Origin of the sequence: Wolbachia endosymbiont (group A) of Anthophora plumipes (assembly GCF_964028115.1) — a bacterium.
GTDB lineage: Bacteria > Pseudomonadota > Alphaproteobacteria > Rickettsiales > Anaplasmataceae > Wolbachia.
Genome location: NZ_OZ034756.1, coordinates 502,175 through 515,435 on the forward strand (window position 1 = coordinate 502,175; position 13,261 = coordinate 515,435).

The 13,261-nt window shown below is 35.6% G+C and carries 14 protein-coding genes and 1 pseudogene; 9 read left to right on the forward strand and 6 right to left on the reverse strand.

Annotated features, from left to right (window positions below):
- Nucleotides 1-225 precede the first annotated feature (225 nt).
- The 5 genes and pseudogenes from ABWU75_RS02575 to ABWU75_RS02595 all read left to right on the forward strand — a co-directional run.
- Nucleotides 226-369 carry a hypothetical protein gene (locus tag ABWU75_RS02575; protein WP_264328802.1) on the forward strand — a complete coding sequence of 48 codons (144 nt, stop codon included), beginning with the start codon at nt 226-228 and terminating at the stop codon, nt 367-369.
- A 224-nt stretch (nt 370-593) separates the two neighbouring features.
- The gene (locus tag ABWU75_RS02580) at nt 594-776 is read left to right on the forward strand and encodes a hypothetical protein (protein ID WP_264732130.1); all 183 of its coding nucleotides are present in this window, start codon (nt 594-596) and stop codon (nt 774-776) included.
- A gap of 27 nt (nt 777-803) precedes the next feature.
- Complete coding sequence (locus tag ABWU75_RS02585; RefSeq protein ID WP_353287013.1) at nt 804-1,037, forward strand: DDE-type integrase/transposase/recombinase; 234 nt, start codon at nt 804-806, stop codon at nt 1,035-1,037.
- A complete protein-coding gene (locus ABWU75_RS02590; RefSeq protein ID WP_353287014.1) occupies nt 1,034-1,168 on the forward strand; it encodes an IS3 family transposase in 135 nt (44 codons plus the stop codon). The genes ABWU75_RS02585 and ABWU75_RS02590 overlap by 4 nt, the downstream gene beginning before the upstream one ends.
- 49 nt (nt 1,169-1,217) lie before the next feature.
- A pseudogene (locus tag ABWU75_RS02595) lies at nt 1,218-1,364 on the forward strand (transposase); the annotation flags it as partial.
- A gap of 252 nt (nt 1,365-1,616) precedes the next feature.
- Here the strand turns inward: ABWU75_RS02595 and ABWU75_RS02600 are convergent.
- The 3 genes from ABWU75_RS02600 to ABWU75_RS02610 all read right to left on the reverse strand — a co-directional run bounded on the left by ABWU75_RS02600 (nt 1,617) and on the right by ABWU75_RS02610 (nt 5,164).
- Nucleotides 1,617-2,813: a hypothetical protein gene (locus tag ABWU75_RS02600; RefSeq protein ID WP_353287015.1), complete on the reverse strand. Its 1,197-nt coding sequence runs from the start codon at nt 2,811-2,813 to the stop codon at nt 1,617-1,619.
- 1,155 nt (nt 2,814-3,968) lie between these two features.
- The gene (locus ABWU75_RS02605; RefSeq protein WP_353287016.1) at nt 3,969-4,775 is read right to left on the reverse strand and encodes a hypothetical protein; all 807 of its coding nucleotides are present in this window, start codon (nt 4,773-4,775) and stop codon (nt 3,969-3,971) included.
- Nucleotides 4,727-5,164: a hypothetical protein gene (locus tag ABWU75_RS02610; RefSeq protein ID WP_353287017.1), complete on the reverse strand. Its 438-nt coding sequence runs from the start codon at nt 5,162-5,164 to the stop codon at nt 4,727-4,729. Before ABWU75_RS02610 ends, ABWU75_RS02605 begins: the two co-directional genes overlap by 49 nt.
- Before the next feature lie 259 nt (nt 5,165-5,423).
- On the opposite strand from ABWU75_RS02610, the gene ABWU75_RS02615 reads away from it, so the two are divergent.
- A complete protein-coding gene (locus ABWU75_RS02615) occupies nt 5,424-6,209 on the forward strand; it encodes an enoyl-ACP reductase (RefSeq protein ID WP_264732120.1) in 786 nt (261 codons plus the stop codon).
- On the opposite strand, the gene secD is transcribed toward ABWU75_RS02615, so the two are convergent.
- Nucleotides 6,206-7,723 (reverse strand): protein translocase subunit SecD, encoded by a 1,518-nt coding sequence (secD, locus tag ABWU75_RS02620; RefSeq protein WP_353287064.1) that lies wholly within the window; start codon nt 7,721-7,723, stop codon nt 6,206-6,208. The genes ABWU75_RS02615 and secD overlap by 4 nt on opposite strands.
- A 964-nt stretch (nt 7,724-8,687) precedes the next feature.
- Here secD and ABWU75_RS02630 point away from each other — a divergent pair.
- From ABWU75_RS02630 to murB, 3 genes are read left to right on the forward strand one after another with little or no spacing between them, the layout of a single operon-like run.
- On the forward strand, nt 8,688-8,900 hold the full coding sequence (locus ABWU75_RS02630) for a hypothetical protein (RefSeq protein ID WP_253309142.1): 213 nt from the start codon (nt 8,688-8,690) through the stop codon (nt 8,898-8,900).
- 39 nt (nt 8,901-8,939) lie between these two features.
- The gene (hemC, locus tag ABWU75_RS02635) at nt 8,940-9,818 is read left to right on the forward strand and encodes a hydroxymethylbilane synthase (RefSeq protein WP_264688058.1); all 879 of its coding nucleotides are present in this window, start codon (nt 8,940-8,942) and stop codon (nt 9,816-9,818) included.
- Nucleotides 9,809-10,696 carry a UDP-N-acetylmuramate dehydrogenase gene (gene murB, locus ABWU75_RS02640; RefSeq protein WP_253309144.1) on the forward strand — a complete coding sequence of 296 codons (888 nt, stop codon included), beginning with the start codon at nt 9,809-9,811 and terminating at the stop codon, nt 10,694-10,696. Before hemC ends, murB begins: the two co-directional genes overlap by 10 nt.
- 581 nt (nt 10,697-11,277) lie before the next feature.
- Here murB and ABWU75_RS02645 read toward each other — a convergent pair.
- Together ABWU75_RS02645 and ABWU75_RS02650 are read right to left on the reverse strand one after the other, a co-directional pair.
- Nucleotides 11,278-12,036 (reverse strand): cell division protein FtsQ/DivIB, encoded by a 759-nt coding sequence (locus tag ABWU75_RS02645; RefSeq protein ID WP_353287018.1) that lies wholly within the window; start codon nt 12,034-12,036, stop codon nt 11,278-11,280.
- On the reverse strand, nt 12,017-13,036 hold the full coding sequence (locus ABWU75_RS02650) for a D-alanine--D-alanine ligase (RefSeq protein WP_264732117.1): 1,020 nt from the start codon (nt 13,034-13,036) through the stop codon (nt 12,017-12,019). Before ABWU75_RS02650 ends, ABWU75_RS02645 begins: the two co-directional genes overlap by 20 nt.
- Between the last annotated feature and the right edge of the window lie 225 nt (nt 13,037-13,261).

Here is a 13,261-nt window from a genome sequence, read left to right on the forward strand (position 1 = left end):
CATTCTATGCACAGCTGCATAAGTGTCTAGTGACCTTACCCAGAAAAAGTAGAGAGAAAGTTAAGACGTTTTTGGAGTAAAATAAAACGTTTTTTCAAAATATGGCAAATAGAAGCAGCAGGATTCGAATTAGAAGCTGTTAAGCTGGTTAAAGAAACAGAAGTAAAAAAATAGCAAAAGATCTAGGCATAGATGGCAGTATGTTAAGTAAATGGGTAAGAAAATATGATGGAAAAATGTCAGAAGCATACGCATTTCCAGACAAAGGCTCCTTATGACAAAGAAAGATTTGATCTAAAAAAAGAACTAGCAAGAGTAACAAGAGAAAGAGACATTAAAAAAAAAGCCCTGACCAAACAAAAAGAGTAAAGTATTCTTTTATATAGAAATTGCTATAAAATACAGGAACTATGTAGGGTTTTAGACATATCTGCTGGTGGTTATTATAAATGGGTTGCTAAGGGAAAAAGCAGTAAGGAATTAGCAAGAGATGGGCTTCTAGCAGATATTCAAAAAAAGCATCCAAATGCAGATCCCTAAAATTCACGCTGAATTAAAAGCTTTAGGCAAAAATTAAAACAGTACAAAGTGTTATGCAAGAAAATGGCATTAAAGCCAAACTTAGACGAAGGTTCAAAAATAAAAAACAGCAAATAAGCAACCGAGTTGTGGCTCCGAACACATTGGATCAAAAATTCACCACTGATCAGCCAAATAAAGTTTGGGTAAACGATATTACTTATATAAAAACTAAGGAAGGTTGTTGGCAGCAATAATTGACCTATATTCACGTATGGTAGTTAATGAGTAGCTCAATAAATAAACAATTGGTTATTGACTCTTTATTGATAGCCGTTAATAAGCGCAAACCCGATAAAAATCTGCTGTTACATAGCGATCAAGGGTCACAGTATACCTCTCAAAATTACCAATTTCTATTGAATACAAAAAACATCATTTCCAGCATGAGCCATAAGAGCTGTTGTTACGATAACTCTGTTGCAGAAAAGTTCACTCAAAAGGGAGCTGCTTATTGATACTTTTCGCTCAACAAAACAGAACTGCCATATTTGAATACATAGAAATCTTTTATAACAAACAACGTAGGCATTCTACTATTAATTATTGCATTCCTGCACAATTTATTCTCATGACAAAAACGTCTTAACTTTCTCTCTACTTTTTCTGGGTAAGGTCAGTCTGAAAGAACGAGAAAATTAATAGAAAGTGTTGGATGTAAAGTTTTATTTTTGCCGCCATACTCGCCTGATTTAAATCCAATTGAGAAGTTCTGGTTTGCCATCAAGCATGCCATAAAAAAAAGCGCTGCCAAGCTTTTGGCCCGATATCAATTCGGCTATTGATTTTGTTTTTCAGCACTCGGGGAAACCTTACTTAGGTTAGCTATATACAGCATATTTATAAGTATAATAAGATTATATTAAAATTTACTTACTTATTAATATGCTTGATTAGATATAAGTAAAATGTCATATGGGATGGCTTTGTTAGCTGCTTTAGGTGGTGATAAATGGATAGTCAAGCAAAATTACATTTGTAACTTTACTTGACTTGTCCGTTTTTTTATATCTTTATTACAATCATAACCTCTAGCCCTAAATTACACCTCTTGCTGTATTAGATGGACGTAGAACAGGACCCAATTTTGCGTTTAGTTGTTCTGGAAGACTTTCTAAAAGATCCATAACTAGTTTTGGCTGCTCAGGCTCAGCAGAATCAAGATTACTGCTTGGTTGTGAATCTTTCGGTTGCACGGTAGAGCAAGCTTCTTCGTATGATGGTGGTTGTTGTACTTCTGAAAGATTTGGGTACAATCTTGGCTGCTTAGGTCCATCGTATGGTGGTGCCGAAGGTTTTTTACCATAATCGCCTACTTCTGTTTCTTCTTGTTCTAATTTCTTCACATCTTCAGTATTAGTTGCTTTATCTACATATTTTGGTCCTTCTATAAAGTCTTGCATTTCTTTTGCAAAACTATGCTCTAGATAACAACTTGCTAAGTAAGCTACACCTGCTATTATAAGTGCTAACGTTGCAACAACCAAAAATGGAGTTGCTGTATACATAAGAGCCTCTAAAAAACCACCACCTTTAGTCGTTACATCAAATGCTATCAATGCTATCAATGGAGCAATCAATAAAGACATTGCGACAAAACCAGAAGTACAAAGTGTACGATATACTATTTTATTATAATGCTTTATTTTCTTTATTTTACTGTTAAGGCTTTGATATATTTCGTGAATGTTAGTGTTGTTAACATAATCTTCTAGTTCTTCTGAAATCTCAGCCTCTAATTCTTTAACATCATTTTTTAGTATAGAATAGTATTTTTGCTTCAATTGAACACTCAATACTGATTTACCACCATCCAGAACATTTAAAATATCTTTTTTGCATAACTCAATTTCTTTAGAAATTTCAGAATTGTGTTGTAGCTGAGCTTCTTGTATATCTTGATCCATTTTGGCCTGTAATTTTTTACTGATCTCATCAAAATCTTTAGATAAATTCCTGTGAACAAGGTATTTTAATATAATAGGTAAAGCTAGTGCATTTCCTCTATAAAGTGAAGATAAAAGCTGCAAAGCGAAAGAATTAGGTATTGCTTCTCTTGGTAGAGTTAAAGTTAAAGTTGAATCGTAGGGATACTCGATAACTAACTTTACTGAAGAATCTTTGAATCCTTTTCGATCATCTATATGAAATACCCTTTTAGCAAAGAAGTTTTCTAATTTCTCAAAAGGACAACAGTTTTTCTCTAATTTTACTTTTATAATACTGCTTAACATTGCAACCTCACTAATTATTTTATGCACACAGTTTAACACTATTTTAATTACTTGTCAAAAGAGTGTAATTATTAACTATAATATTTAATTAATAAGGCTTTGTTTTTTTAATAAGAAGCAATCTAAGATAGACGGCTGCTATAGCTAAAGTGACTTAGGTTTACCAACGATTTGAAAAACAACAAATTCGTCATTCCGCTACTCGTTAGCGGAATCTATGTTGAGATACCGCGGCGGTATGACGTGGGAAAACCTTTCTTGGGTTAGGTGTGCCGTAGAGACACAAAGAATGTTCAAGTAAGAGCAAACTAAGTGCAAAAGCTACGCAATAGATGAGGGTGGGCCCCTCGGAGCCGGTTTACAAGAGCAGGCTTCAAACAACTATAAGCTGCTTTGGCAAGGTAGTGAGCGTTATGGAAAAGGCATAATTATATGTCATGTAAGGAATGGAGAGATGAACGAAAGTGAACCACTGATGAAGTGTCGAAACCTTTTAAATGACGTCAAAACCAGGGGGTTGTTTGTAACCTGGGATAAATCTATCGGGAGCTTGTTTACCGGATAGGTGGCGTACGGCATAGAGGTGGCGTGAATCTATTTTGGGCTATTGCGTGGAACTGCGGGAACCTGTCGTTTCGATGATAAGGGAGAAGTCCAAAGAGCTGATCTCTAAGGATGAGAGTACCGACGCGAGAAACAGGGGCGGATCAGCTCGTAGTAGTGAAGAAGTTTCTGTAATGGAAATGGAGCGAAGGGGCTGAGTTATTCAGTTTTAATTATTTGTCAACCAGAAATGGGATGAGCAATTGATTAAAACAGAGTCCTTGATTATGCTATAATTAGTAGCAAGGGCCGAATAATGGGAGCTGTGTGAGTCGAGAGGTTCATGCACAGTTCTGTGAGAGGCTGGCGGGGAAGGTCCGCTGGTCTACTCTCCCTATATACAGCATATTTATAAGTATAATAAGATTATATTAAAATTTACTTACTTATTGATATGCTTAATTAGGTATAGACAAAATGTCATATGAGATGGCTTTGTTAGCTGCTTTAGGTGGTGATAAATGGATAGTCAAGCAAAATTACATTTGTAACTTTACTTGACTTGTCCGTTTTTTTTATGTCTTTATTACAATCGCAACCTCTAGCTTTGAGTTATACCACTTGCTGCATTGTATTGGATGGAAGTAGAGGAGAATCAAGATTACTGTTTGGTTGTGAATCTTTCTTATTGCATGACGATGCTAAAAGTTCTTCTGAAAGATCTGGGTACAATCCTGACCGCTTAGGTGGTGCCGAAGGTTCTACCTTATCATTCATCTCACAATTGCCAGAAAGATCTATTACATCGCCTACTTTTGTTCCTTCTTGTTCTAATTTCTTCACATCTTCATTAGTTGCTTTCTCTGCACGCTTTGGTCCTTCTATGAAGTCTTGCATTTCCTTTTCAAAACTTTGCTCATAGTGCCTCTGCACTAGGTAAACCGCACCTGCCAGTGCAAGTAGTGTAGCAGCGATTGGAAATAGAATTGGTAATGAGTAATGAATGAAGAAATAAAGCATAGAGTAGTGGAATTCACTAGGCCCTGCACATGATTGACAAAAAACTGCAATAAATGGCATGCATGCCATTCCACAAACCATAGCGGAAGAACACAGTAATACAATTTTTACATTGTTTAACATTTCAATTTTTTTCGCTTTACTATTCAGACTTGAATATGTTTCTCCAATATCAGTATTATCCTTAACATAAGCTGTTAGCTTTTTTTCCATTATCTCTATAAGCCCACTATTTAGTATAGAGAAATATTTGGATGGATAAGAATTTGATTTTGTTTTACTACCGTTAAAAAGGTTTTTGATGTCTTCTTTATATAACTTAATTTCCTCGATCTTAGATGCAGTTTCAGTTATTTTTTCACTCTTTTTAACAAGCACTTCACCCTGTTCAACATCCACTTCTTACCAGATAACTCAGCTGTCTCTTCACACAATAGCTTCCGCTCGTCCTGTAGCTTTTTTAGCTCCTCATCCATTACACCTTGCAACTTTTGATTTAGTTTATCCAAATCATCTTTGGCTTCTTGAAGTAAATTTTTATGAGTAAGGTATTTTAATAAAATCGGTAAAATTGAAGGATCTTTTTTATAAGTAAAACACAAAGCATCCAGAGTAACAATATCAGGTATTATTTCTCTTGGCAGAGTTACAGCGTATCCTGAAATCAGATCTGCTAGGTACTTTTCTTTATCACCATCAGCTGACTTAAGAAATTCTTTGTTACTAAATATCTTAGCTAGTGCTTTCGTATCCCAGCCACTAGCTTGTTTTATAATATCACTTAACATCGTAACCTCATTAATTATTTTATGCATGCAGTTTAACACTATTTTAATTACTTGTCAAGAAAGTGTAATTATTAACTATAATACTTAATTAATAAAGCCTTGTTTTTTTAATAAAAAGCAATCTAAGAAACTCTCATCGCTGCCTTTTTGTTAACAGTGGTATTAGACTTCAAGTTACTGCAAAAAATGTTTTAAAACATAGTTGATATCTTGACTTTATCTAGTTAATACTCCAAATTATAAAAAAACAGATAGTTCTATGATGACAAGTCTATTACAAGGCAAAAAGGGGTTAATAACTGGAATAATAAATAAGAGATCAATAGCATGCGGTATAGCAAAAGCTCTCTCAGAGCACGGGGCAGAACTTGCAATCACCTACCAGAACGAAATAGTAAAAGAAAAATTATTACCGATAGTAGATGAATTAAATGTGGAGCTAATATTACACTGTGACGTTTCAAATGAAAAAATCATAGATAACGCTTTTGAAATAATAGAGAAAAAATGGGGTACTCTTGACTTTTTGGTACATGCAATAGCATTCTCCGATAAAAATGAGTTAGATGGTAAATATGTCAATACTTCACTGAATAACTTCCTCAATGCAATGCATATATCGTGCTATTCTTTCACTGCTTTAGCGCAAAGAGCTGAAAAAATGATGTCAGGTGGTGGTAGTTTACTTACTTTATCTTATTATGGCGCTGAAAAAGTTATGCCAAATTATAACGTTATGGGTTTATGTAAAGCAGCACTTGAAGCAAGTGTAAAATATATAGCATGTGATCTCGGGCCACAAAATATCAGAGTAAATGCAATTTCCGCTGGTCCAATCAGAACTTTAGCATCTTCTGGAATAAGCGATTTTCACTTCATATCAGAATGGAATAGAAATAATTCTCCGCTTAGACGCAATGTTACAATAGAGGATGTTGGCAAGGCAGCGTTATACTTATTAAGCGACTTAAGTAGTGGCACTACTGGAGAAATTTTGCACGTCGATTCAGGATATAACGTTGTGGGAATGAAGGTGGTTGACTAACAAAGCACTAGTTCCTTCGGGTTCATACACAACTCTATCAGGAGTTTTGTGACTGTGATTGCAGAAAACATCGAACATAAAATTCCTATTGATAAAGTGACAGAAAAGCCTCTAATTGCTCCGCTGCCAATAATGAACATTATTCCTGCAGCAATGAGTGTTGTGATATTTGAATCCAGTATTGTCTTTATAGCGTTTTTAAACCCTTCTTCAATAGCACGTTCCACTCTCTTGCCAGATTTGATTTCCTCGCGAATTCGCTCAAATATTAAAACATTTGCATCCACCGCCATACCGACAGTGAGTGCAATACCTGCAATTCCAGGTAAAGTTAGAGTTGCTTCAAGCAGAGTGAGAATTGATAATATAAGAATTACATTAGAAAAAAGCGCAACAGAAGCTAATATACCTAATTTGCCGTAAGTGATAATTATAAATAAAGCCACGGCTATAATAGAGATTGTTGCTGCCATTTCCCCTGCCTTTATTGATTCTTCTCCAAGGCTTGGGCCAATGTTTTTTTCTTCAATTATTTTAAGTGGTGCTGGCAGTGCTCCAGATTTTAAAAGTATTGCAAGTTCGCTTGCTTGTTTTTCAGTGAAATTACCGCTAATTTCTCCCTCTCCATTTAAAATTGGCTCACGTATTGTAGGTACTGTTAAGACTGTGTTATCCAGAACAATTGCAAAAGGTTTTCCCACATTTTCTTTAGTGATTTTCGCGAATCTTTTACTCGCTATGCTGTCAAATTTAAAATGCACTGTTGGTTTACCTAAGTGACCAAATCTAACTGATGCGTTAACCAGCGAATCGCCACCTATTTCAGTTTTGCGGAATATTGGATAAGAATTACCTAAAGAATCCTTGAGCATGACAGTAGTTTCGTGATCTATATCCTGCACCTTGGGTATGTTAGTGTTTGCCAAATGAAAAGCTAGCTTAGCAGTTTTGCCAAGCAGAGATTTTATCTGCTCGGTGTCTTCTACTCCAGGCACCTGCACTAATATTTTATTCTGCCCTTGTTTTTGAACGCTGACTTCCTTTGTGCCAAGTTTGTCCAAACGGCGCTGGACATTGTTTATTGATTCTGCAGCTACTTCACTGATCAAAGAATTTTTATAATGGGGTTTATACGAAATGAGAATTGAAGAATCTTTTCTATTTAGCTCTAAATTTGGATTTATCGCATTAATCAACACAGATGCTTTTTTATAATCATCAATATTATTTAAAGTTACAATTACTTGTTCGCTATTTTGTACGTTAGATTCAATATTTTTTGTTAGCAATGTCTCTTTTATCTCACCTGCTAGCATGCCTAGCTTTTCCTTAAAATAGAAGTCTAAGTCTATGTTTAGAAGCAAAGATGCCCCTCCTTTCAGGTCAAGGCCTAAGTTTATTCTTTTTTTCGAAATAAAAAGCTTATTATCAAAGAAATTTGGCAGTGTTATGTATAAAGCAAGTAAACAGATGCATAACACTGAAAAAGATTTGACTATAAGCTTGTTGTACATAAGTTGTAGGTTTAAAATTGCAGTGTAAGTTAAAAATAGATTTTTGTAAAATTCTCTATTGCCCAAATAACCTATCCAAGTAGCTATAGAAACAAAAAAACTTCCTTGACAAACTCCGCCAGCCCCCTTATCATGAAACTGAAGGTATTCAGTTATCTTCATCTGTGCAGATTAAACAGCAAGAAAACAACGTAGTTGGCGTCTTATTTTTAATTTTTTGCACTATGTGCACCTTATGTCTTCACAACATTTCTGGGTTTTTACCTATATAAGCTGAAACGCGCTTATAAGTCGTTTAAGACAGTATAGTACGCCAATTTGCAGGATTAGAGAGTGACAACTAGCTAACACGGGGTTTCTTTTGCCTTTTTTTCTGCTTAGTAAATTTCTTAAACATTTAAACAAAGGTGAGTTGCATTTAAAAGCAGCTAAATTGCAGTGTTTAAGACTTAAAAAACGCCAATACTGAAAGTAGACAATGACTAGGGCTTCTTTTGCCTTTTTTTTCGTTTGGTAAATTTCTTAAATATTTATGGCTAAACGACAACCGTCATCCCGCTACGTGTTAGCGGGATCTCTTGTTAGCGGCTGAGATACCGCGAATGAATCGCGGTATGACGGTTAAGTATCCCGCTGCGTGTTAGCGGCTAAGAGATACCGCGGCGGTATGACGGTGTGGATAGTAATTCGTCATCCCGCTACGTGTTAGCGGGATCTCTTGTTAGCGGCTGAGATACCGCGAATGAATCGCGGTATGACGGTTAAGTAGGGTGTCATTCCAGTCTGGGATCCAGTCTTTATTATGCAGCCACTTGGTTAAAATTAAGTTTTCTGGATCCCAGTGTCTGGGCACTGGGATGACAAGAAAGAGGCTACTTGGATGACACCCTGACAACCGTCATCCCGCTGCTTGTTAGCGGGATCTATGTGAGATACCGCGGCGGTATGACGTAGGACTGCTGTCATGCAAGTACTAGAATCCAGTAAGCTTATTTATGCATATAAAAGGTTATTATTTTGTAAAGGCAAAGTTGCTTTTGGTTTTAAGTTAAAGTACAATAAATGCAAAGGCTCATATGATGAATTAAACTCGATCCAAGTAGTCAGCTACTCGGATGACATCAGAGAGATGGTAACCGAAGTTCATGCGATACACGCTACCAAAGTGTTTAAATAATTAATTAGGTTAAGGTTTGGTATTCAAACAGTCATACATATGCTAGTCAAAATAGGTACCAGAGGAAGCAAGCTTGCAGTTGCCCAGGCTTTGGAAGCAAAACAAAAGTTGCTGGACTCTTTTCCTAACTTATCTATTGAAATTGTTAAGATAAAAACTTCTGGAGATAAGTATGCAAACGCAAATCTTGCTGAAATAGGAGGTAAAGGATTATTCATTAAAGAAATTGAGGCTGAATTGCTCGAAAATAATATAGATATGGCAGTTCATTCGCTAAAGGATGTGCCTGCGTTTTTCTCAGGGGGTTTAACAATTCCTTGTGTTTTAGAAAGGCTAAGTCCATGCGATGCGTTTATTTCTCATAAACACAATAGCCTTGAGTCTTTGCCACAGCAGGCTACTATTGCCACTTCTTCAATAAGAAGAAAAGTTCAGTTGTTAAATGTTAGACCAGATCTAAATATAATATCGCTACGTGGAAATGTAACAACTAGATTGCAAAATCAAAGTTTTGATGGAATAATTCTAGCTGAAGCAGGACTCATAAGATTAGAAAAGAATCACTTAATTACAGAGGTATTGCCACCAAAAGTTATGTTAAGTGCAGTGGGACAGGGAGCGATTTGTATTCAATGTAGAAGGAATGATGTAAAAATTATCGATCTTGTAGAGAAAATTAATAATAATATGTCTTTTATAAGAGTGAAATCAGAGCGCAGTTTTATGAAGACAGTGAATGGTTCATGTTTTACACCACTTGCAGCTTTGGCTGAATATGTGAACGAAAATATGCTACACCTTTGTTGTATGTTAGCAAGTGGAAAAAATATATACTTCACTGAGCGCACTTCATTTATAGAAGATGCGGAGAAAATGGGTATGGATGCAGGACTAGAGTTGAAATCAAAATGCTTATAAGCTTACCTAAAGTACGTGGAATCTATCGTTATGACATCTTAATGTCTAAAGCGACGTGGTTAAACGTCGGTGGACGAGCTGATGTGTTATTTAAACCATGTGATATTGAAGATTTAACATACTTGATTAAAAATACTGAACTGCCAGTTAGCGTTATTGGTGCAACATCCAACATAATAGTACGAGATAGTGGCATTCGAGGAATAACAATAAAATTAGGTAAGGAGTTTGCATATATTAAAAGTAAGGGTAACAACTCCATTGTTGCAGGTGGTGCTGCGCTGCTCAGGAACCTTGCTTACTTTGCAGGAGAGCAACAAATTAGTGGACTCGAGTTTCTAGTTGGAATTCCAGGAACAGTTGGTGGCGGAATAGAAATGAATGCAGGTGCGTATGGTAGTGACATCGCAAGCGTTGTACAATCCATAAAAGCAGTGAACCTAGAGGATGGAAACCTATATGAGTTCTCCAGCAAAGAAATGGGATATTTTTATCGTGGACATAGCTTAAAAGGAAATTGGATTTTTGTTGAAGCTGAGTTTAAAGGAGTAAACTCAGAGCATGAGCTTATATTGCAAAGGTTAAAAGAAATTGTTGAGAAAAAAAATAAAAGCCAGCCAATAAGAGGAAAAACTGCTGGGTGCATATTCAAAAATCCAAAAAACTACCGAGCATGGGAGTTAATTGATAAATCTGGCTGCCTAGGGTTAAATATTGGTGGAGCTAGAATCTCTAAGAAACATTGTAACTTCTTGCTCAATTACGATAATGCAACTGCATCTGACTTGGAAAACCTTGGCAACAGAGTAAAAGATGCAGTGAAGGATAAATTTAATGTTGAACTTGAGTGGGAAATAAGGGTTTTGGGTGGCTATTAAACAGTTTTTATAGCTGCTGTATATTCTAATCTTTCCTAATGACTCAGCATGATCGTAACCTTTCACACTTAATTAAACAGACTAAATTCTGTAATTTTGGGATGTTGAAAAATTTACCTTACGTTGTTATTCCAGCGCATAACGCTGAAATCCAGATTTATAGAAACGAAAAAACTTGCTTGACAAGTTTCGCCGGCCCCCTTATTATGACAATGAAGGTATTCAGTTATCTTCATCTGTGCAGATTAAACAGCAAGAAAACAACGTAGTTGGCGTCTTATTTTTAATTTTTTGCACTATGTGCACCTTATGTCTTCACAACATTTCTAGGTTTTTACCTATATAAGCTGAGTCGCGGTTATTAAGTGTTTAAAACATAAAAAAAACGCCAATGTTTTAAAATAGATATTAACCGGGGCTTCTTTTGTCTTTTTTTCCATTTGGTAAGTTTCTTAATGTTTGTAGCTAAACGACAACCGTCATCCCGCTACGTGTTAGCGGCTAAGAGATACCGCGGCGGTATGACGGTTCGCGGCAGCATGACGATAAGCTCGTCATCCCGCTACTTGGATGACAGCAGATCACCTCTTCACAAAAATTTTATCAGTAATACGCATATCAATAATACTCCAATCGCTGAAAGTAAAATCAGTTGTATTGTGTAAGTGGTTTAAATAGTCCCATGCACTAGAAGGGTTATCTTCAGGCAGTTTCACTGTGGAATCGTTATCAAGTATGATATTCCATCTTCTATTCCCTATATAAGCAAAAGAAGAAATGTGGTCACTTAATTGAGTTTTACTCTCTAACACATCTCTAACAAATTCTAGGTTTGATAACGAGTTTTGTCCTGTAATTACAACAAGATCATCTACTGGATAGTCATCTACGATCACTTTGCCTTCGAAATCAATTACCGAGGTTTTGTTATTATCTTTCCAGAGAGCAAACGGTTTATGCTCATCTATATTAATATGTAGGGTATTGGGCAAAATTCTGTGAACTCCTACGTATTTTATCCATCTGCTTACGGATTGTATGCTACCGGCAAGTTTTGAAAGTGATATATACAGGATAGGTTGCGTTCTATCTGTCAAACTTAGAATATCCTTTTTGTTTGTAAATTTGTTGCCGCTCACGACTACTTCATCGATTGAAAATCCATTGCTGAGTAATAAACTGGATAGGCACTCATTACACCAAGTAAAGTAGTAATTAAATCGATTTATTATTTTATCAAGTGAACTATAAAGTACTAATGTAAAAAAAAGCGCAGTTATAATAACGAAAGCGTACTTGCGCAAAAAACTCCTTTGGCTTCTAGTAATACTGCTCAACATGACTTAAATCCCTAATATTTTTGTGCTGCAAACTATCTTCAATAATAATTTTAACTAATTCATTAAAATTGATTCCTTTTGCCAATTTTGCAATTTCTGGCACTAACGATAACTCAGTAAAGCCAGGATGTGTATTAATCTCAAGCATTTTTAAAGTGTTATTTTTGGGATTATAACGGAAATCTGAGCGGGAAATAGTTTTACAGCCTAAAAATTGATGAATTTTCAGTGCGTGTTCCAAGGTCATTTTATATATATTGTCAGGAATTTCAGCAGGAAATATATGTTCTGCAAATCCATCTGTATACTTTGCTTCATAATCATAGAATTTATTTTTTGGTCGTATTTCCATAGTGCCAATTGCTTCATCTAGCAATACAGCAGTATGTAACTCTATTCCTGGGACATATTCTTCTATGATCATCAAGTCTCTTGTCATAGAGGTAGCTGACACTGGTTCTTTTTTCTGGATTCCAGTGTCAGCTACTTGAATGACATCAAGTATGATAGCGTCATTTTTAAATTTTAAATGGTCTTCATATGAGGAAACAATATGCACTCCGATGCTAGAACCTTCGTTAATTGGTTTTAAGACGTACGGATAATCGATTTTAATATTATTTTTTAGTAGATCTTCTTGGCTAATTACATAACCTTTTGGAGTGTCGATACTAAGGGATCGAAATATATGCTTTGACATCACTTTATTCATAGCAACAGCAGAAGCCATAACTCCTGAGTGTGTATATTTTATACCTAAGATTTCCAATAAACCTTGAATGCAACCATCTTCACCATAAGGTCCATGCAGAGCGATAAAAGTAAGGCCCGGATTAATTTTTTTAAGCTTTTCAGCAATGTTGCTGTCAACATCTATTTCTATTGCATTATATGAAAGGCTATCAAGTGCCTTCTTTACGGCTTTTCCGCTCATAAGCGACACTTCTCTCTCGCAAGAAAATCCACCACTTAAAATTGCTATAGTTGGAATCATGAGCATTCTATGTTTTGCTATATAGCATATAGAAGATACTTTTATCTTCAATAAAAACCTGCTTCTATAGCTAAAAATTTATCAATGAATTAATATTAACTTAGTATTAAATAATGTTAAAAACTTGATAATATGATTATTTTCAGCAATAAAAACTAAAGGTTGTGAGAACCGTTCATTTTGGAATCTGTATACCTATCCTCAAAAGATTATGAACAGGTTCTCATGACT